This is a genomic window from Pedobacter nutrimenti (assembly GCF_003208655.1).
In the GTDB taxonomy this organism is placed as follows: domain Bacteria; phylum Bacteroidota; class Bacteroidia; order Sphingobacteriales; family Sphingobacteriaceae; genus Pedobacter; species Pedobacter nutrimenti.
Map to the genome: position 1 here is coordinate 160,738 of NZ_QKLU01000001.1, position 20,655 is coordinate 181,392.

At 45.4% G+C, this 20,655-nt stretch carries 12 protein-coding genes; 6 read left to right on the forward strand and 6 right to left on the reverse strand.

Annotated features, from left to right (window positions below):
• Positions 1-99 precede the first annotated feature (99 nt).
• Genes B0O44_RS00575 through B0O44_RS00585 form a run of 3 tightly spaced genes read left to right on the forward strand, consistent with a single transcriptional unit; the run spans position 100 to position 6,049 of the window.
• Entirely contained in the window at positions 100-3,237 is a 3,138-nt protein-coding gene (locus B0O44_RS00575) for a TonB-dependent receptor domain-containing protein (RefSeq protein ID WP_245943503.1), read from the forward strand.
• Positions 3,238-3,266: 29 nt separating this feature from the next.
• Positions 3,267-4,700 (forward strand): RagB/SusD family nutrient uptake outer membrane protein, encoded by a 1,434-nt coding sequence (locus tag B0O44_RS00580; RefSeq protein WP_110826759.1) that lies wholly within the window; start codon positions 3,267-3,269, stop codon positions 4,698-4,700.
• A gap of 5 nt (positions 4,701-4,705) precedes the next feature.
• Positions 4,706-6,049, forward strand: a complete 1,344-nt coding sequence (locus B0O44_RS00585) for an alkaline phosphatase family protein (RefSeq protein WP_110826760.1) — start codon at positions 4,706-4,708, stop codon at positions 6,047-6,049.
• 69 nt (positions 6,050-6,118) lie between these two features.
• Here B0O44_RS00585 and B0O44_RS00590 read toward each other — a convergent pair whose 3' ends face one another.
• The 4 genes from B0O44_RS00590 to B0O44_RS00605 all read right to left on the reverse strand — a co-directional run bounded on the left by B0O44_RS00590 (position 6,119) and on the right by B0O44_RS00605 (position 16,936).
• A complete protein-coding gene (locus tag B0O44_RS00590) occupies positions 6,119-7,006 on the reverse strand; it encodes a PorP/SprF family type IX secretion system membrane protein (protein WP_110826761.1) in 888 nt (295 codons plus the stop codon).
• 59 nt (positions 7,007-7,065) lie between these two features.
• Entirely contained in the window at positions 7,066-14,304 is a 7,239-nt protein-coding gene (locus tag B0O44_RS00595) for an Ig-like domain-containing protein (RefSeq protein ID WP_110826762.1), read from the reverse strand.
• Positions 14,305-14,333: 29 nt separating this feature from the next.
• The gene (locus B0O44_RS25320) at positions 14,334-15,521 is read right to left on the reverse strand and encodes an exosporium glycoprotein BclB-related protein (protein WP_110826763.1); all 1,188 of its coding nucleotides are present in this window, start codon (positions 15,519-15,521) and stop codon (positions 14,334-14,336) included.
• A 218-nt stretch (positions 15,522-15,739) separates the two neighbouring features.
• Complete coding sequence (locus tag B0O44_RS00605; RefSeq protein WP_110826764.1) at positions 15,740-16,936, reverse strand: helix-turn-helix domain-containing protein; 1,197 nt, start codon at positions 16,934-16,936, stop codon at positions 15,740-15,742.
• 280 nt (positions 16,937-17,216) lie between these two features.
• Here B0O44_RS00605 and B0O44_RS00610 point away from each other — a divergent pair, with 280 nt between their 5' ends.
• Positions 17,217-17,426: a hypothetical protein gene (locus tag B0O44_RS00610; RefSeq protein WP_110826765.1), complete on the forward strand. Its 210-nt coding sequence runs from the start codon at positions 17,217-17,219 to the stop codon at positions 17,424-17,426.
• Between the two features lie 82 nt (positions 17,427-17,508).
• On the opposite strand, the gene B0O44_RS00615 is transcribed toward B0O44_RS00610, so the two are convergent.
• Positions 17,509-17,967, reverse strand: coding sequence for a GyrI-like domain-containing protein (locus tag B0O44_RS00615; RefSeq protein WP_110826766.1), 459 nt, complete (start codon positions 17,965-17,967; stop codon positions 17,509-17,511).
• A gap of 52 nt (positions 17,968-18,019) precedes the next feature.
• The gene (locus B0O44_RS00620) at positions 18,020-18,742 is read right to left on the reverse strand and encodes a helix-turn-helix transcriptional regulator (RefSeq protein ID WP_110826767.1); all 723 of its coding nucleotides are present in this window, start codon (positions 18,740-18,742) and stop codon (positions 18,020-18,022) included.
• Between the two features lie 407 nt (positions 18,743-19,149).
• Between B0O44_RS00620 and B0O44_RS00625 the strand changes: the two genes are divergently transcribed.
• Together B0O44_RS00625 and B0O44_RS00630 are read left to right on the forward strand one after the other, a co-directional pair.
• Positions 19,150-19,395 (forward strand): hypothetical protein, encoded by a 246-nt coding sequence (locus tag B0O44_RS00625; RefSeq protein WP_110826768.1) that lies wholly within the window; start codon positions 19,150-19,152, stop codon positions 19,393-19,395.
• A 379-nt stretch (positions 19,396-19,774) separates the two neighbouring features.
• Positions 19,775-20,632, forward strand: a complete 858-nt coding sequence (locus B0O44_RS00630; protein ID WP_110826769.1) for a hypothetical protein — start codon at positions 19,775-19,777, stop codon at positions 20,630-20,632.
• Positions 20,633-20,655 lie beyond the last annotated feature (23 nt).

Genomic DNA, 20,655 nt, shown 5'->3' on the forward strand with positions numbered 1-20,655 from the left:
TATTTTCAATGAATCTCGTAAAACATTAAAAACAAAACAAATATGCACAAATTTTACCCGGGTTGCAAATACCCGCTATGGTCACTTTTTAGTTTAAAAATGAAGTTAACAATAGCCCTGATGTTTCTTTCAAATGTACTGCTCTATGCCGGTTCCCTGTCCGGACAGTCAATGAACGACATTAAAATTGATCTCAAAGCCAAAGAATTGCCCCTTAGAAAAGTACTCGATTTAATTGAAAGCCAAAGCTCCTTTGTAATCGGTTACCAGAACAACAGTACCTACAGCAATAAAAAATACAGTATAGAGGTTAAACAGGCTTCCGTATCGGCTGTGCTCAAACAGCTGATGCAGCAGTCGGGTGCCGACATTCAGCAGGTCAGCGATAAGTACATTCTGATCCGTACGGAAAAGGTGTTCGCGGCCATGCAGGTGTTTGGAGTGGTTTCTGACAAACGCAGTGGAGAAACCCTTCCCGGAGTGAGCATTAAGATAAAAGGAAGTTCGGCAGCGACTCAGACCGATATCAATGGGAAATATACGCTTAGTGTTCCAAGGGACATGGAAGATATACAGTTGCAGGTCAGCTATATTGGGTATAAAACCAGGGATTTTAAAATCAGCAGGACAGGTGATAAGTATGCATTGGACATCCAGCTGGAACAGGATTTACTCGGCCTGGATGAGGTGGTGGTGACCGGCCAGGGTATTGACATCAGTAAACGTCGTTTATCGTCGAATGTGGTTAGTATAGGGGAAAAGGATTTACAGAATATTCCGGCTTCCAGGATAGACCAGTTGCTGCAGGCCAAATTGCCCAATGCCCAGATCAGACTGACCGGCGGACAGGCAGGAGCAACTTCTATTATCCGTTCCCGAGGTGTAAATTCTGCTTTTTTCAGTTCTACACCTGTCATTTATGTCGATGGAGTAAGAATGGATAACTTAAATACCAATGCTGCATTAAGCGGTGGAAGTACCCAGGGAGCGGCCATCAGTTCTATTTCTGATATTCCGATGGACAATATCGAAAAAATTGAATTCATCAATGGAGGGGCAGCCTCGACCCTGTATGGTTCAGATGCCGCAAACGGGGTCATTCAGATCATTACCAAAAAGGGAGGTTCCGAAAAAACAGACATTAGTGTGGAAAGCCAGGTTGGGGCCGAGACCCCTACAGCCGACTTTTTGTATTTTAAAAGGAGTAAAGATCTTTTGTTTAAACAGGGCTTGTACCAAAAATACCATATTGCCTTAAATGGTGGTCAGGGAAATTTTGGTTACAGTTTTTCGGGCGGTTATATGAACAGCAGCGGTGTCCAGATCTTTGACCAGAACAGCAATAAGAGAATAGACCTTCGTACAGGTTTAAGGGCCGCTTTAGGTGCTAAAGTCACTTACGAAAGTTCTTTCAGTTACATCAACAACAAATATAAACGGAGCCGTAATGGTAACCAGGGTGGCTATACCGGTTTATGGTTTGCTGAAAGTGGTGCTTCTGCCATTACGGGCCCTAAGTTTAAAAATGATCTGGATGCCCTAACTGATGCAGAATATGGGGCAATGAAAAGTTATGTGGATGAAGCGGAAAGGCTGCAGGACAATGGCATTAATGTAAACCGTTTCCAGACTTCCCAGATCTTTAAATATCAGCCCCTGAAAGAGTTGGTGGTCAAGGCTACCGGAGGTATTGACTTCAGGGCACAGCGCCAGCAGATCATCACCACCAACAAATACCTTTCCCACACCAGCAATACCCTGGTCAATAACCAGGGAAGTATTGATAATTTTGACCGCAATTACCTTGGGCTCACCTTTGAGCTGAACGCCCAGTATGAGCTTAAACTGAATGACTTTTCCTTTATCACAACGGTAGGTGGCCAGCTTTTTAGAAATGAAGACCACCAGATTGAATACCGTGGAGATAATATCCGTGACGGGGCACAGACTATTGGCATTGCCGCCAATAAGACCAGTAATGAATACTATGCCAAGGTGGTCAATTATGGGGTATATATCCAGGAAAACTTGGGTTATAAAAATAAATTGTTTCTTGACCTGGGTTTAAGGGGAGATGGAAACTCTGCCTTTGGTAAAAACATAGGGGTACAGTATTATCCCAAAGTTGGTTTTTCGTATGTTCCAAGTGCAGAAGATTATTTTCAGTCTGTTAGCCAGGTGCTTTCTTCAGCTAAAATCCGCGGAAATTATGGATTGGCCGGAAATTTTCCGCCCCCTTTTTCCAACGAAAGAACCATTTCTTTTATCGGGCATAACGGAGAGCAGGCTGCCTCATTTGGCCAGCCGGGCAATCCCAACCTGAAACCCGAAAAAACAGAAACGATGGAAGCCGGAATTGACCTGGGTTTCTTTAAAGACAGGATTATTCTTTCTGGTGGATACTATCATTCGGTGACTAGGGATGCCTTGTTTGTGGTGCCGCCGGCACCATCTGAAGGTGAAAACAACCAGATCAAAAACATCGGAAAAATATTAAACCAGGGATTTGAGCTCAATGCCGTCATAACTCCTGTTAAGACAGTAAATTATAACCTCCGGTTTAATGTTTCAGTGAATACCTTGTATAATAAAGTGCTGAGTTCTGGGGGCGCAGCGCCGTTTAACATCAATGGTTTTAGTGCCAGAACTGTCCAGACTGTTGTTCAGGAAGGTTACCCAATAGGTTTTATACGTGGTAATTATGGGGTGTTTAATGATGCGGGCTTACTGGAAAGTACAACGGCACAGCAATATCTTGGCACCACTGTTCCTGATCTTTTCGGAAGCATGGGGCTGAACTTTCAGTATAAAAACTGGAGCCTGTTTGCCAATGCAGATTATCAAAAGGGCGCCTATGCGGCTTCTTTTGACAGACAGTTCAGGTTCAATTATGGGGCTTCGACAGAAGGGATTCCACAGGCAGAAATTGACAAAAGTAAAAGGACCAGATGGCTTGATTTTACCAATAGGTTTGTCGAAAGAACAGATTTTCTGAAAGTCAGGACCATTGGTGTGAATTACAGCTTTAAACCGGCCATCTGGAATGGGGTGATCAAAAATGTAAACCTGGGCTTTTCTGCAGTGAACCCTTTTAACTTTTCCGCTTCCAGTTTTGATCCCGAAGCCACCATTAGTGGAAGTTCGCAAGGACAGAACGGGGCCACTACAGGAGGTATTTCCTATTCTACCTATTCTGCACCCAGACAATTCCTGGGTTCAGTAAGATTGAATTTTTAACAGAACAATTGATTTTATCAATACAAAAAATGAAGATTTTTTTAAAAAAGACACTGATCATTTTAAGCGCCGCCCTGGTGCTCAGCAGCTGCGAGCTGACAAAAGTAGAAAGCCCGAATGTGACCGACGATGTGTATGTAACCACACCTTATATTACCAAATCATGGATCGTTGGCCTCAGGCGGCAACTGGCATTGACTTTAAATCAGGTGATCGTTAATACAGAGCTGGTTTCAGATAATTATTTCAACAACCGGACCTTAAGCAGTAAAGTATTTGATATTCCCCAAATACCTAATTACGACCTGGATGTAAATAACATTCAGTCGGCCGTTCACCGTTTAAGGGAATTGTCGGAATTTGGTTTAAGTGCTGTGGTACCTGCGGACAAGAGTACACTGCCTACTGAAAAAGCAGAAATGCTGTTTATGAACGCTTACGCACACCTGTTGAGTGCCGAATTGTTTGTGGGGCTTCCTGGTAGCGCCAAAGGGCCTGTGCTTAGTCCTAATGAACATTATAACCTGGCGCTTTCGGCCCTGGAACAGGCGATTGCCCTGCAAACAGACCCTAACGAAAAGCTGGCCTATACCCTGGTGAAAGCAAGGGTGTATTATGGCCTTGGAAATGCAACGAAGGCCAAAGAGGCGGCACTGGCTGCAATGGCGAATAAATTATTGCTGAAACAAGTGTTTTTTGATGGCCAGAATAGTGCCCCAAATGACTTTCAGACTTATATTTTTTCCTCAACAAACAATGAATTTGCTCCCTTGCCAAGGCTTGATTTTCTGGATCCTAAATATTTTCACACCACCACCATTGCGCAGGACCAGAAGCCAGTGAGTTTTGTGAAGTCTGAAGAAGCTTACCTGATCCTGGCAGAAGCCCAGGTTTCAGAAAATGATCTGGGTACTGCAAAGACGACTCTGAAAAACCTGCTGAGCGATGTGGTCCAGAAAAGGCCTGTATTTTCCCTTGATGATAAAAAAGAAACCCGCAACGGAGGAAACCGGACCGATTACCCCTTAAAAGCGGTAAAAGTTAAATTTGATGCAAATGATAGCCCTCGTGAAGGTTATGTGCTGGACCGTCAGGCCGGGAATATTGCCATTGCCACCATTTCCGGGACCAAGGTTACGACCACTGATATAGACCTTGCCCAAAGCCAGGATGAATTGTTGTACCTGGTGTACAGGCTTCGCCAGGAAATATTTTTTGCCGAGGGGCGCCGCATGACAGACCTGGGCATCAGGTTCCCGGTATCCAATACCGAACAACTCAACAATCCGAATGTAAGGCCTGAACATGGTGTGGCGCAGATCCCCGCATTTATTCCGCTGAACAGGGCAATGGATGATTTTACCAATGATACCGGTTCGGGCATTGTGACAATGAAATACGATATGAATAAAGTACTCATTGCCAATAAAAAGGCAATTGAAATTTTTCCATTCTTAAATTAAATTTTATGAAATTTTTGCTTAAAAATATTTTTGTGCTGATTGCCGTTTTCTGTGTTTCCGGTAGTTTTGCCCAATCTTCCAAACATGTGATCCTGGTAAGTATAGATGGTTTCAGGCCCGATTTTTACCTGGATAAAAGCTGGCCTGCACCCAATTTGCAAGCCCTGATGAAACAGGGTTCCTATGCCAAAGGCGTGCGCTGTATTTTTCCAAGCGTGACCTATCCTTCCCATACCACCCTGATTACCGGGGCCATGCCGGCAAGACACGGGATTATGTACAATACACCCCGCAACGAACAGGGAAAATACGAATGGGTAACAGACAGTAAAAAGATCCTGTCGGAAACTTTGTGGCAAGCGGTAAAAAAGGCGGGCCTAAAATCGGCCTCTGTTTCCTGGCCGGTTTCTGTAGGTGCGGAAATTGATTATAACCTGCCGGAAATTTGGTCAGCAACGAATATGATGGACCGTAAAAGTGCCATTGCAGAGTTTGCCACACCGAAAGGCTTGTTTCAGCAGATGGAGGAATTTGCCATAGGTAAGGCCGAAATCAACGACCTGAACCTAGAATACCTGACTATGGATGAAAACAACAGTCGCATGGCTGCTTATCTGATCCGTAAATACAAACCCAATTTCCTGAGCATTCACATTGTGGGGGTAGATGGCGCAGAACATAAGGAAGGACGCCAGGGAGAAGGTGTGTTTAAAGCTGTTGCTTCTGCCGATCATGCGGTGGCCAATTTACTGGATGCGATTGTCAAGGCCGGCATACAAGACAGTACGACCATTATCGTTACCGGAGATCATGGTTTTGTGGATATAGAAAAGGTGCTTTCCCCAAATGTATGGTTGAAGGAAATTGGACTGGACAGTAAAATCAATGGAACCGAAGAACCTGTGGCTAAATTTCAGGCTGCAGGGGGTGCTGCTTTTTTTCATTTGAAAAATTCAAAAGACCTGCAGGTACTGGCCAGGGTGCGTCAAAAATTACAGGAACTTCCACAGGAATATAAAAAGCTCTTCAGAATTGTAGAGCGTGCGGAGCTGGACCAGATTGGTGCCGACCCGCATGCCAGTTTTGCCCTGGCACCTGTTAAAGGAATTTATATTCAGGATGCCAATTCAGGTCCGGTCATCGGTCCAAAAAAAGGAGGGGCGCACGGCTATTTTCCGGATATCCCGGAAATACAAACCGGTTTTATTATAGCGGGTGCTGGTGTGCAAAAAGGACTGGTCCTGGAATCGGTTAATTTAGAAGATATTGCGCCGACCGCGGCAAAATTGCTTGGGGTCCGGCTTCAGGCCCCTGATGGCAAGGCGGTGCTGAAACTCATCAACGAATAAAACAGCCCTGTTAAAAACAATAAAGGCCCTTAATTTTAAAGGGCCTTTATTGTTGAAGGTCAGCTGGGTTTAATGTCCCAGGTTTAACCTCAGGTTCAGCTCAAAGCTTCCATTGGTATAGCCGGTGAGGGCAGAAGTTTGTGTGCTGTAAGATCCGCTGATCAGGTATTTCCTTTGAAAATCCATACCCAGGCCAAAAGTAGCACTTTCGGAACTGTGGTACATGGCCATCAGAAACAGCTGTTTATTGGCAAAGCCCAGTTGGGCACCCGCATCTAAAATGTTTTTATAATTTTTGACACCCCTGAAAGCAACTTTAGGTTCCAGGTCAACGCCCTGTGCACCTTCGCTCAGCTTAAACAGATAACTGGCAGCGGTATAAAAAGTGGCCCCATCTGCATAAGGCAGGCTTTCTTTTTTAAATACCCTTTTCAGATTAGGAAGGGCAGCCTGCAAGGTGAGCCCGGTAGAGGTATAGGCCACTCCGAAGTCCCCGTCAAGAAAGGTTTTTCGTTCATTGTACTGACCTACAGTGGGATCATTGGGATTTCCGTACAGGTCTGCGGTTTCCAGGCGCTGATTGGTAAAGCCCAGGGAAACCCCAAAATTAAGTCTCGCGCCGCTTTCGCTAACTTTCAGGTGATAGGCATAAGAACCCATTACACGGGTTTCCCTTTGCAGTCCGGCCCTTTCGTTATTGAAGGTCAGACCGATACCTACCTTATTGAAACCGTAATCGGCCGTAATGCTTTGGGTAAGGGGGGCCCCCGGAATATTGTCCCAGAGCTTGCGATAGGCCCCGTTTATTTTCAATCCATCGGTTTCCCCTGCAAAGGCAGGGTTAATGGCATACTGATTAATGTAGTACTGAGAGGAAAGAGGGTTTAGCTGTGCCCTTGCTGTTCCTGCTGCTGTTACAAAAGCAATCAGTAATAAGGTTTTTTGTATGGTTTTCATGTCTCTTTCTGATGGTTATAAAGCCTGCACCCACCTGGGCAGGTGCAGGCTTATTGGTGTTAATTGTTTCTGACTATGGTAATAAAACCTTTGAATTTCTGTCTGTTAGGCCCAAAATCTATAATGTAATAATAGGTGCCTTCATTCAAAGGATGGCCGTCCAAGGTGCCGTCCCAGCTGTTGTCGTATCCTTTTTTGTTGTATAAAATACGACCGGCTTTATCAAAGATTTTCACCTCATTGTTTGGATAAAAATCAATGTTGTCCACAATCCATTTGTCATTATAGCCATCACCGTTCGGAGACAGGATATTGGTTGCTTTAATTTTGGCCATATCGTCCAGAACATTAAGGGTAAAGGACTGGCTTTGGGTACAGCCATTGGCGTTGGTTGAGCTTACCGTATAGGTGGTGGCCACACGTGGTCTGACGGTGAGTACCGGGGTATTCTGACCAGACAGGATACTGCTGTTGCTGGTCCAGACATAATTGGTTCCGCCACTTGCTGTCAGTTGAACAATGTCGCCCAAACTGATGTCAGTGCCTTTATTGCTGGTGATACTCAACACAGGGTTGGCATTGACCACCAGGGTAAAGCTTTGGCTGAAAGTGTCTACACCACCATTAGCCGTACCACCATTGTCTTTTACCGTTACAGTAATGGTAGCCGTTCCTGCCGCACCGTCTCTTAGCCTGTAGCTGAGGGTACCGGTTGATCCGCTGCCTGCTACGGTCAGAGACTGGAACAATGCTGCATTGTTGCTGCTGACACTCAGTGTGGTCGTTTGGTTAAGCTCTGGTCCGGCACTGATGCCAGTTAAAGGAACCGTTTGCACAGCAGAAGTAAAACAGATGGTCTGACTGGCAATAGGGGCAAGAGTTGGCGCCTCATTGACATCAGTCAGGTTAACTGTTAGCACCTGCTCCAGTGATGAATTGTTTGCCGTTGTCGAACGTACCCTGATGCTGTAAACCGCTTTGTTTTCATAATCCAGCGGAGCAGTGGTTTTCAGGTTGTTTCCGGTTATGGCAAACAACGCATTGTCTGTAGAGCCTGTTCCAGAAACCAGGGTATAGGTAAAGACTGCAGACGGATCAGCAGAAGTGCTGTTCAGCGTTCCGGCACTGGTTCCGGCTGGTGCGTTTTCATAAAGGGTAACCGCTGCCAGGCTAATGCTGGTTGGAACATCACTTTTAACGGTTAAGGTACCTTTCTGATAGGTGATGGCATAATTGGCCGCGGCTGCACCGCTCACCAGGATGTCATAAGTACCTACCGGACTGGAAGTGATGGCTGTGGTAGTCAGCACAGGTTGCGCGGTCAGCACTGCACTGGTTTCTCCATTAGCCAAACCGGTATAACTGGCGGTAAGCGGAGGGTTTACCGAACCCAGGAATTTACTTTGGTTGTTAGCCGAAATGGTCAACGGCCTAGGGTTAACCGTTAACTGACCAACAGCATAAGTGAAATTGTAGTTGGCGACACCGGTTCCCGTAGCTGCCGAAGCAACGATGTTATAAGTGGAACCTGCAACACTTGCAGTAGCGGCAGCGCCGGCACTGTTAAGGGTTACAGAAGTAACAGCGTCTCCATTGATCAAACCGGTAACGCTAAACTCCGTACCGGCAAAGACAAGGACATCACCATAGTTTTTACTGAGGTTTGATGCGGTAAGGGTAACTGTTTTCTGACCTACGGTTAAAGTGCCATTGGCATTGTTCACTGTATAGTTAGACAATTTTCCATTAGGATCAACCAGTGTAGCAACAATAGGGTAAGGTCCGGCTGCAGCAGTTATGGCCGCTCCGGTACTGCTGCGGGTTACGGTAATGTTGTCCCCGTTTTGAATGCCGGTGATGCTGCCTGTAAAGTCGGCATTGCCCAATACATCACCATAAACTTTACTGCGGCTGGTGTTTACAATGGTTAAGCCCGCTGTGTTTACCGTTAAGCTTTGCTGAACAGCAGCAGCAGGGTTAAAGCTGGCGTTTCCTGCCTGACTTGCAGTAATAGTGGTTGTTCCGGCTTTAAGAATGGTGGCCATATTGCCTGTAATAGACACCAGGGTAGGGTCGGCTGCGGTATAGGTTACCGGCAGGTTTGCCGATGAATTTGCACTGCCCAGGGCAAATGTCGCATCCCCATAGGTTTTGCTGGCAATGGCCGTAAAGGTAATGGTTTGATTTGCTTTAGGTGTGGCCGAAACATCTGCGCTGACCGCACTTTGGTTACCTGCTTTATCGACTGCCTGGATGTTGTAATAATACAAGGTCCCGTTGGTTAAACCAGTTTGAGTGAAAGTGGTTGCACCAGTCACCTCGGCAAGCAGGGTGGTTGGAGAAGGACTTGTGCCAAAGAAGATGCGGTATTTTGCAAAATCTGTTTCGGTATTGGCATTCCAGGTCAGCACGTTTTGAGTATCTCCCGAAGCGGCCGCTAAACCAGTCGGAACAGCAGGAGCTGTTTTATCAAAAGTGACTGAACCAGTGCCGGTAGTAACCGGTGTTCCGGTATTGCCGGCCAGGTCACTGAAAGTGATGCTGTAAGGCACCAGTCCTTCGGTGTCACCAGCAGTGAAGGTATAGCTTGCGGTCCAGTTGTTGCCTGCTGCAGTAGCTGCAACGGTATGTCCGGCTATGGTGACTACAGGTGTTTGCAAAGCTTCACTGGAAGTAAAAGTTAAGGTAGCTGTATTTCCTATTGTAGCCAATATAGGTACTGCATTGTTGGAGCCAATATTTACCGCAGTTAAAGTTGGCACACTGTTGTCCAGGGTAACAGAACCTGTACCTGTTGAAACTGGTGTACCGGCATTACCGGCCAGATCACTGAAGCTGATGTTATACGCCACCAGGCCATCCGGATCGGATGGGGTAAAGGTATAGGTAGCCGTCCAGTTGTTGCCCGAAGCGGTTGGGGTAACCGTATGTCCACCGATGGTCACGGTAGGGGTTTGAAGGGTTTCACTGGAAGTAAAAGTCAGGGTAGCAGTATTGCCCGATTTGGCCAGGGTTGGTATGGCATTGTTGGATACAATGTTAACCGCCGATAAGGTTGGAACGCTCTGATCCAGGGTAACCGAACCTGTGCCTGTACTAACCGGTGTACCGGCATTACCGGCCAGATCGCTGTAACTGATGTTATACGCCACCAGACCTTGCGGATCACCAGGGGCAAAGGTATAGGTAGCAGTCCAGTTGTTGCCCGAAGCGGTTGGCGTAACCGTATGTCCGGCTATGGTGACTACAGGGGTTTGCAAAGCTTCACTGGAAGTAAAAGTTAAAGTTGCTGTATTTCCTGTCGTCGCCAAAGTAGGTACTGTATTGTTGGAAACAATGTTTACTGCGCTTAAAGTTGGTGCAGTTTTGTCAAAAGTAACCGAACCAGTACCTGTGGTCACCGGCGTTCCGGCATTTCCGGCCAGGTCACTGAAAGTGATGCTGTAAGGTACCAGCCCTTCGGTGTCACCAGCAGTGAAAGTATAGCTCGCCGTCCAATTGTTGCCTGCTGCTGTAGCAGTAACGGTATGTCCGGCTATGGTGACCACGGGCGTTTGCAAAGCTTCACTGGAAGTAAAGCTTAAAGTTGCGGTATTTCCTGTCGTCGCCAAAGTAGGTGCTGCATTGTTGGAAACAATGTTTACCGCCGTTAAAGTTGGTACGCTGTTGTCCAGGGTAACTGAACCTGTGCCTGTACTAACCGGTGTACCGGCGTTCCCCGCCAGATCACTGAAACTGATGTTGTAAGCCACCAGGCCATCCGGATCACCCGAAGCAAAGGTATACGTAGCGGTCCAGTTGTTGCCTGAAGCGGTTGGGGTAACGGTATGTCCACCGATGGTCACTGTAGGGGTTTGCAGCGCTTCACTGGATGTAAAAGTCAGTGTTGCTGTATTTCCTGTTTTGGCCAGGGTAGGTACCGCGTTATTGGAAACAATATTCACTGCAGTTAAAGTTGGTGCAGTATTGTCCAGGCTAACCGATCCTGTACCTGTAGATACTGGTGTACCGGCATTTCCGGCCAGGTCACTGAAACTAATGTTGTAAGCGACCAGACCTTGCGGATCACCTGTAACAAAGGTATAGGTCGCCGTCCAGTTGTTGCCGCTAGCCGTTGGGGTAACGGTATGTCCGGCTATGGTGACTACTGGGGTTTGCAAAGCTTCACTGGATGTAAAAGTCAGTGAAGCCGTGTTACCTGGTTTGGCCAGGGTTGGCACTGCGTTGTCAGAAGCGATATTTACTGCGCTTAAAGTTGGTGCAGTTTTATCAAAAGTAACCGAACCCGTACCTGTGGTCACCGGCGTTCCGGCGTTTCCGGCCAGGTCACTGAAAGTGATGCTGTAGGGCACCAGGCCTTCGGTATCTCCGGCTATAAAAGTGTAACTGGCTGTCCAGTTGTTGCCCGTTGCAGTAGCGGTAACCGTGTGCCCGGCTATGGTCACCACCGGCGTTTGCAAAGCTTCACTTGAAGTAAAGGTTAAAGTGGCTGTATTGCCCACTTTAGCAAGGGTAGGTACACCATTGTCTGAAACAATGTTCACCGCGCTTAAGGTCGGTGTATTGTTGTCCAGGGTAACCGAACCTGTACCTGTAGAAACATCTGTACCGGCATTACCTGCCAGATCGCTGAAACTGATGTTGTAAGCCACCAGGCCATCCGGATCGCCTGAAACAAAGGTATAAGTAGCGGTCCAGTTGTTGCCTGAAGCGGTTGGGGTAACGGCATGTCCTGCAATGGTCACCGCAGGGGTTTGCAGCACTTCGCTTGCGGTAAAGGTCAAGGTAGCTGTATTTCCTGTTCTGGCCAGGGTAGGTACTGCATTATTGGATACAATGTTTACAGCTGTTAGAGTTGGCACAGTTTTGTCAAAAGTTACCGAACCTGTACCGGTGGTCACCGGCGTTCCGGCGTTGCCTGCCAGGTCGCTAAAAGCAATGCTGTAAGGCACCAGGCCTTCAGTATCACCAGCGGTAAAAGTATAGCTGGCTGTCCAGTTATTTCCGGAAGCTGTAGGTACTACGGTATGTCCAGCAATGGTCACCACAGGAGTTTGCAAAGCCTCACTGGAGGTAAAGGTCAGTGTGGCCTTGTCGCCCACTTTTGCTAGTATAGGCAAAGCATTATTGGAACTGATTTCCACTGCGCTTAAAGTTGGCGCGGTTTTGTCAAAAGTAACAGAACCTGTACCTGTGGTTACCGGTGTTCCGGCATTTCCAGCCAGGTCAATGAAGGTAATGCTGTAAGGCACCAGGCCTTCGGTATCACTGGTTACAAAAGTATAGCTGGCTGTCCAGTTGTTGCCTGTTGCAGTAGCGGCAACGGTGTGCCCGGCTATGGTCACGACCGGGCTTTGCAAAGCCTCACTGGCTGTAAAAGTTAAGGTGGCTGTATTGCCCACCTTTGCATAAGTAGGGTTGGCATTGTCCGATACAATATTGACCGCAGTAAGTGTTGGTGCTGTATGGTCAAAAGTATAGGCAGGCCCGCCCGTAAAACCTCCACTGATTGCATTTCCGGCTATATCGGTAATGCCGGTTCCACTGGCATTTAAATTCAGTGCCATGGTTCCGTTGCCTGTTATGGTATTTACGGTAACCGACCAGACGATGTTATCGGTACTGGTTGCTGCCGATACGGTGCCCGCTGCAGTTCCCGTGGTGCTCAGGTTGAAATCAGTAATGTCTACTCCTGCAACCGCTTCGGAAAAAGTCAGGGTATAATGCACCGTAGTGGCATTGCTTGGGTTTGCATCGGCAAGTACAATCGTATTCAGTACAGGGGCTGTTGTGTCAATGGTAATGCTCAGGGCCGAAGAAGCAGGACCCACATTTCCGGCTGCATCTGTTGCTTTTGCCGTAAGGCTATGAACGCCTGCCGATAGGGTTGTGCTGGTAATAGACCAGGCGCCAGTAGTAGCGTCTGCTATAGCAGTGCCCAACAGCGTTACACCGTCTGTATCGTATAATTTTACAGTAGCACCCAGCTCTGCGGTACCGGTAATGACCGGTGTGGTCACATTGGTGATCCCGTCTGAATTGGAGGTGCCGCTGTCGCTACCGGCAGCAAGGACCGGTGTAGAAGGTGCAACAGGTGGTTGCGTATCGTAATTGAGCACAGGGCTGGTTCCAGCCCCGCCCGCATTACCTGCAATGTCAGTATAGGCACCGGCAGCTACGGTAATACTCGCGCTGCCATTATTGATACCGGCCGTTGGGGTAAAGGTTGCTGTACGGGTTAAACCGGTACCGGAAATGGCACCTAAAGCCCCGCCAGTAACCGTTACACTACCGGTTGTTCCATTCCAGGTAAAACTTGTACTTGGATCTTCACTAAAAGTAAAAGTTATGGTGGCGGTCTGTCCGGCTTTCAAAAGGGCCAGATCACTGGTAATGGCCACAGTTGGGGCGGTGGTGTCAATGGTAATGCTTAAGGCTGTTGAGGCCACTCCAATATTCCCAGCCTTGTCTGTTGCTTTCGCGGTCAGACTGTGTACACCTTGTGCCAAAGTTGAGGTGGTAATGGACCATGCACCTGTTGTGGCATCGGCGGTAGCTGTTCCAAGGGAAGTAGTACCGTCGGTGTCAAACAAGGTGACACTGGAGTTCAGTTCGGCCGTACCGGTAACCGTTGGTGTGGTCACATTGGTAATGTTGTCTGTTGTAGAGGTTCCGGTATCGCTTCCAGCGGCCAGGGCAAGCGCCAGTGGTGCAAGGGGAGCCTGTGTATCGACCGTTAAGATCTTATTCACTTCTAACGATCCGGCTGCTCCGGGAGTGGGAAGCGCCAATGTAGGCGTACCACCGGTTCCGGTTATGGTCCCCCCGGCAAGTGTCAGGGAACCTGTTGTACTATAATCGAGTAAGGCTGCATTTTCACCAGCCAGAACGGTATAGGTAAAGGTCAGGAGCGAGGTACCGCTTCCTGAAGTGTAAGTGGCCTTTCCTGTACTGTTTAGTGCAAGTTCGGGTGTGCCGGTGACGTTAACAGGCTGGCTGAAGGCCACTGTAATGGTAATGACACCACCTACTTTATAAAAGGTGTTTGTTGTATTGGTCGAGGTGACATTGGTCACGACTGCGGAAATGAAAGTCTGGTGTAAACCCTGGGTAAATTTAGGGTTGGTCCCAATGGTTGCAATAACCGGTTCCCCGATTGTAAATACCATGGTTTTTCCACCAGATGTTCCCGCTCCGCCGCCTGCGCTGATCGCATAGTTCGCAGCAGATTGAGCGTCTGCCCGCAGGCAGGCTAAAATCGCGACCCACAACAATATAATTGTTTTGAGGTATCTCATGATTTTTTAGTTAAGATGAGCGGAACGGTTTATTGAAAAGCAACGCCAGCACTGGCATAGCCCGTAACGGTATTGATCAGGGATAGACCAGCTGCTGTAGCGGAGAAAACCATTAAGAGGCGCGTTTCCGGTGTTACAGGAATATTTAGTCCGGTTGTAATCCCATTCGAAACTGTTCCTATTGAAATAACACCTGTTTGTGAAGGCGCCAGGGTTACTGAAGCCCCGGGAATGGGGCTAAAGGTATTGTTTGGGGTAGTACTTGAATAAAGCTGGGCGGTAATGGTCACGGTTGTACCAATTAAGCTTAATGCAACGGTATTACTGAAATAGGCCGATATGCTTTTTATCGTGCCGGTTGAAGGCATGGAAAATGCAAAATTCGTTATACCGGTAGCGTCAATATTTCCTCCAAGGAGGGAAACACCAGGAAAACTGCTGCCGAAACCAACAACACTTGTAGTTCCTACCAAACCGCCGGCAATGGTTGTTAAAACAACCGGTGCACCGGAAGCATAAGGGATAATTGAACCAGAGGCTGTGCCCGAGGAGGCTGCATCCGAAAGTTTTGTCCATACTCCTCCTTTAGAAAAGTAAAAACCTTTTGTACCGCCAGTCTGATAAACGAGCAAACCATCACTAGGAGTAGTTATTGCTGTGGCATTTGCTACCCTTGGGATAAGTACCCCTTTTCCGGTAGCAGAAATGTCCAGTATGGCATCTGCGGCTGGCAAATTGCCCGGAATGTTGGTAATGCCTACACTTGCATTGTTGTTATTTATAATGTTTCCGGTAGAAAGTGCCCATTGATTGTCTGAGCTGGTTGCCGCATTTAAAGCATAGGGCACACTGATCAGCTCTACGGTACCAATGGTTGCATAAGCAGTACCACCGGTCAGGTCTGCTTCTATTTTAAGGAATTTATTTCCTGTGGACCATGGAATGCTGGCAAAAGTACCTGTAATCACCGTACCGGTGCCGATCTGTAAATTGGTTAAACCAAAGGCGTTTGTGGTGGGGGTTTGGGTTTCCGTATAGAGGGCTGGTCCTGCCGGACCAGTCTGTACGGTAAGCCTTAAACCGACCGCCTGGCTGAGTACAGGCTGGCCGCTGGCATCGCGGATCACCGCCTGATAATTGATCTTTTGAGGGGTTTGCGCGAAACTGACAAGCACAAACAAAAAGAATAACAATAGAGTAGAAGTTACTTTTTTCATGAGAAGTTAATAAGATGAATAATTAATTTATATGGTTTATACGGGTATTTGAGCGCTTTGAGGTATAGTATATAAGGAAAAATTAAGTCTCTTATTACTTTCGGATCCTTTAATGAAATTTCGGATCTGTCAATAAAGTTATTGGCTATTGGTGGTTTTTTAACTCCTGAATGCTTTCAATTTGTCTATCCTTTCAATCGTTAGACAAAAAAATCTTTTCAGGAAACTTTCTTTTGGGAAAAATAAACCCTTGGCATCATGCCCGTTTCTTTTTTAAAAGCATTGTAAAATGTAGCCGTACTTTTAAAGCCGCACTCATGCGCAACGGATTCTATGGTCATCTTTTCTGCCTTCATCGGATATTGAGTGGTAAAAAATGCGACCCTGTATTCATTGATCCAGTCCCTGAAATTTTTGCAAATAAGTTTGTTCAGTACAAAGGAGCAGTGGTGTACGGGAATATGAAGTTCCCTGGCCAGATCGGCAATTTGAAAATCGGAGGAAAGGTAGGGACGCTGCTGTTCCATAATTTCTTTCATGCGGACCGAGTAATGGACCAGTTGCTCGGGCAACAGGCTTAACTTTTTTATTGCGGGTTTTTGTTCGTCGCCTGGCGCGAAGGGTAAAGTCAGGTCTGCGGGGTTATTGGTTTCCCTGTTTGTATCCAGGTTAACGGAAACGAAAAGATATCCATAAAAGAGTTTGGGTTGGTGCAGTACAAAAATCATGATCAACAAAAGAATGCTGCAGCTGATCATGGTAAACAGTTCGTTGGTCATGGATTTTTCCTTGTGCAACAACAACAGGGGTAAAAAACCAGCAAGCTGGAAAAATGCGGAGGTTTTAAGAAAAAAGGAAATCCATTGTTTACCTGCATGGTCTGCTTGTTTTTTAAAGAAGCCCGATTGATAAACCCTATACCAGCTCAGGGCCAGGTAAGTTAAAATTAACAGGGGGCGGCCCAGGTAATAAAAAGAAGCAGGAAACAAGCCCGTTCTTTCGGTAATGAACAATTGTTTATTGGTTGCAATTTGCTGTGCCACCAGGTTCCAGTGAATGGGGCTTGGGGAAAACCAGGGGATAATATCGACCAGGGCCAGTAAAGCCGGCACAAAATGAAGCCATTGAAGTTTTAGCAAATGCTGCCTGCCGCTGATAAAACAGATAAGGTACAGGTAAAAACAGGCCGGTGCAGCATAAAAAAAAGGAGTGAAAAACTGATAAAAGAATGGAAAACTTTGTGACTCATTGGAATGCACCAACAAGCTCAACAGTACCTGTCCGAACCTGGCAAAAAAAAGAACACTCAATAAACTGTTCAATAGCCTGCTGCCTCTTTTTGCAAAAAACAAATGCAAGGAAAACAGGAGTAAAAAAAAGCAGCAGATGCTGGTGAAAAATAGAAAGAGTGTCATAAAGAGAACGTAGGTAGTTTAAAGATAAGTTTTTTATAGGGAAAATACCTCTGGTCATTTTGTTCATTTTTTTCTGCTGCGCTAAATAAATTTTAACAACCGGATAAAATTTATGAAGTTCTGTAGCCGGATTTAAAAGATTTGGGTGGATGTTGTTTTGTTAAACTATGTTAAAAACAGGTTTTTTGATACAGAATGAAGAATAAAAGCCGTTTGGGAAATAAAAGAATACAATGCGGGGGCATTGGTATTTTAACTCCACAGTAAAACACACAAAGCAATGGAAAAGCACAGTAAGGCAGATAGAAAATTAATAAAAATGGTATGTACCAGTGTTCCTTACAATGGTATTTTATCTAATTTTTCAGAACTCCTTAACGGAACTGATTTAGACCATTTGTCGGTTCGGTGGCCCAAAAGACAGGAGCGCTTAGCGGAAAAAAAGGAACTTGCCTATGACCTCAACTTTTATTTATCCATTTCCGGATAGCCTTCAGGTCAAAAGTCCATTAAAGGCTTTGTGAAATTTCGCGATTTCCCTACCGGAAACCGCGAAAGAAAAATGTCCAGGGTTATTTTATCCCAATAAATATCCCGACCTGCGCATTTTCTATGTCTTTTGCTTTTTCATCATAGATTTCAAAGTCAGCTATAAAAGTTCTGTCCAGGTTTGAATTCCAGATGTTTACCCATTCATTGTAAACAATTCCCTGTAAAAGATTTCCTTTTGCAACGCATTTGGCATAAGTTGCTGTCTGAAAGGTTTTACCGACCATACCTTGGGGAATGTGGTCTAAATTTTCAACTTTGCAACCTAAAATAGTGGTATAAGGCCTGGTATGGTCTTTTTCATATTCCGTGTAAATGGAGTAAATGGAATCATCAAGTTTAGCCGGAATTTTTTCTGCAATTCCTTCTGTGTTAAATTTGTTCCAAAGGGCTGGTATGTCCTGGGCCGCTTGTCCATTTTCGTTGGTTGTCCGTACCGAAATGCCAATAATGTTAAAGGCTTCAATTTTTTGAATGTTCATTTTATAAGTTTTAATGGATAAAGCCCAAAATTACAAGGGTCTTTGGACAGCCTTATGTCAGGGGTTGTAAAGAAGATTTTGCCCTGCAAATTTCAAAGTATTCTGCAAGAGTAATTTTGTGCGGTTCAAATTTATCTTCAAGAACATTCAAATGCAGGATCCTGTCCAGTCGAAAAGCCCTGAAATCTTTTCGTAAACGACAAAATGAAATGAGCAACCAGTTTTCCTGCGTACTGTAAATTGCAAATGGCTCGAGGGTCCTTTCCGTTGTGGCACCGCTATCTGGGGAATAATATTTTATGGAGACCAGATTGTAATTGGTCAAAGCCAGTTGCAAAACCGATAAATAGCTGCTGCTTTGGTTGTTTTCCGGATTTTGCCGAAACACGATCCGATCGGAAAGCAGGTTTATTTTTTCCTGGGTGCTGTATCGCAATACCGATTTGATCTTATCTATAGCTTCTGTATATTCTTTAATGAAAGAACTGTCCTTGTTTTTTAAAACCAGTTGCTGGGCCGTAATTAATGCATTGGCCTGACTTTCGGTAAACATAACCGGTGGAATGCGGTAACCATCCATCAGGCTATAGCCTTTTCCTTCTTCGGTTAAAACCGGAACGCCAGCTTGTTCCAGTGCTTTAATGTCGCGGTAAATGGTCCTTTGACTGACGGAAAATTTTTTAGCCAGCTCCGGAGCAGTTAAAAGCCTTTTGGTTTGCAACTGGGTAAGAATTGCAGTAAGCCTCGAAAGTCTTTTGATGTCATTGCCGTTCATGAGGTAAAGGTCGGAAATATTTTTTGGTAAGTTTAGGGGTACTTTTGCCCGGCTTTTATGCTCCGTTTAGGTTGTTTGTTTTGCTGCCCATTAAAACATCCTTTCTTTTGAGCAAGTACGTACCTTCTTTTGAGCTTCTTTTGAAAAAGGACCCAAATTCAAAACAAGTCCCGAAGAAGCTCAAAAGAAAGTGCCTCTTTTTAGGCTGCATTTCCGGTGGTCAGGTGCTAAAATAACTCTGCTAATTGTAACTGGATTATACACTCTAAATTGTCAATTGTAAAAGAACTATGCAAACTGCAATTTCCTGACTAATCCTGCCTAAAGATCTCCTTTATTAAAGCATTGTTGTTTTTTTATGTAGGTTTAACTCAAATTAGATTGCTAAAAACATTAAAGCTAGCCATATGAACGAAGTGTTTGTGAAAAAATATTGGGAAGAAGAGGAAGTGTTGTTTTACATTCACTTCCAGAATGGAACAGCTGTAGCACAGATCGAAATCTCAGCTGAAGGAAAATTGTTCCTGTCGGTAGATGGTCCTGGTGACGAAAATGCAATGTTGTATGACCAGCCCTTATCGGACCTTGACCTGGAAGAGGAAGATTTCATTTCCAAAGAAGAATTTGAAGAGGTTTGGAGTGAAAAAGGGTAGGTGCCCCCAACCGTTTAACTTATTGATAGCCGTAGGATGGCATGTTGTAAATGTGATTGTCCTGTTCATGTGATTTCTATTGAACCATCCTCTGAAAGGTAATGTAACTTCCGTCATCTCGAAATGAGGAACGATTGAGAGATCTGTAAGCTGGATGTATAGATCTCTCATCGCTGCGCTTCCTTCTGAGATGATGGCAAATGCTTGAGATGACAGGGAATTTAGAAATATTTTCATTTTATTTTCCCAGTGCAGTTTGGCCGCACTGAAGGGTTTTATCTTCGTCCTGTTCGTTTTCATCTGTGGTTGAAAACCCGGGTTGGGTCTTTCCAAAAACAGAAGTTGAAATGGATAAGGTTAAATGTAAAACCCAAACAAAATGAAAACTCTAAAAACACTTTTATTGCTGACACTTGCAGCAGGCAAAATTCAAGCACAACAAACCATTCAGCAAAGTATTATGCTCCGGTCCAACGGGGTGAACTCGACAGAGCTGATGATGTATAAAGAAGACAATATCAATTATAATACGATTTATTCTAACGCTTCTGGTTTTGGTTTTTACAATAGCAGTACAGCAAGCTCGCCATGGTTTATTAATGCAGATAACAGAGTTGGGATTGGGACAACGAGCCCACTTGATTTGTTTCATGTCAACGGAATCATAAGATGGGGAGGACAATCGGACAAATATCTCGTTTCAGGGGAGGATGGTTCCGGAGGTTTTTTTGAGCAAAGAGCGAGTAACGGTAATAGCGCAAATAGTAAGTTACGTCTTCAAAGCTCTATTAAAGGTGATTTGCAAAATTATTCAATATTTTCTATTGACCCAGAACAAGGTTTTAGTTTTTTGTCTCTGGGTTCGGGAAATGGTAATGTCGGTATTGGTACAACTTCCCCAAAAGAAAAGCTGTCGGTGAACGGTAAAATCCGGGCGCAGGAAATCAAAGTAGAGACGGCAGGCTGGCCGGATTATGTTTTTGAAGAAAGCTACAAACTGCCTGTTTTAGCAGAAACAGAAAAACACATTAAAGAAAAAGGACATTTACCAGGTATTCCTTCTGCGGCAGAAGTAAAGGCTAATGGTGTTGAGCTCGGAGAGATGAGTGCAAAACTTCTGCAGAAAATTGAGGAGCTTACGCTGTATATCATTCAGCAAAATAAAAGACAAGTGGAGCAGGATGTTAAGATTTTAGCACAACAAAAAGAGATAAACCAGCTTAAAGGTCTAAAATAGGCCGATTTTATAGTCCACAAAAT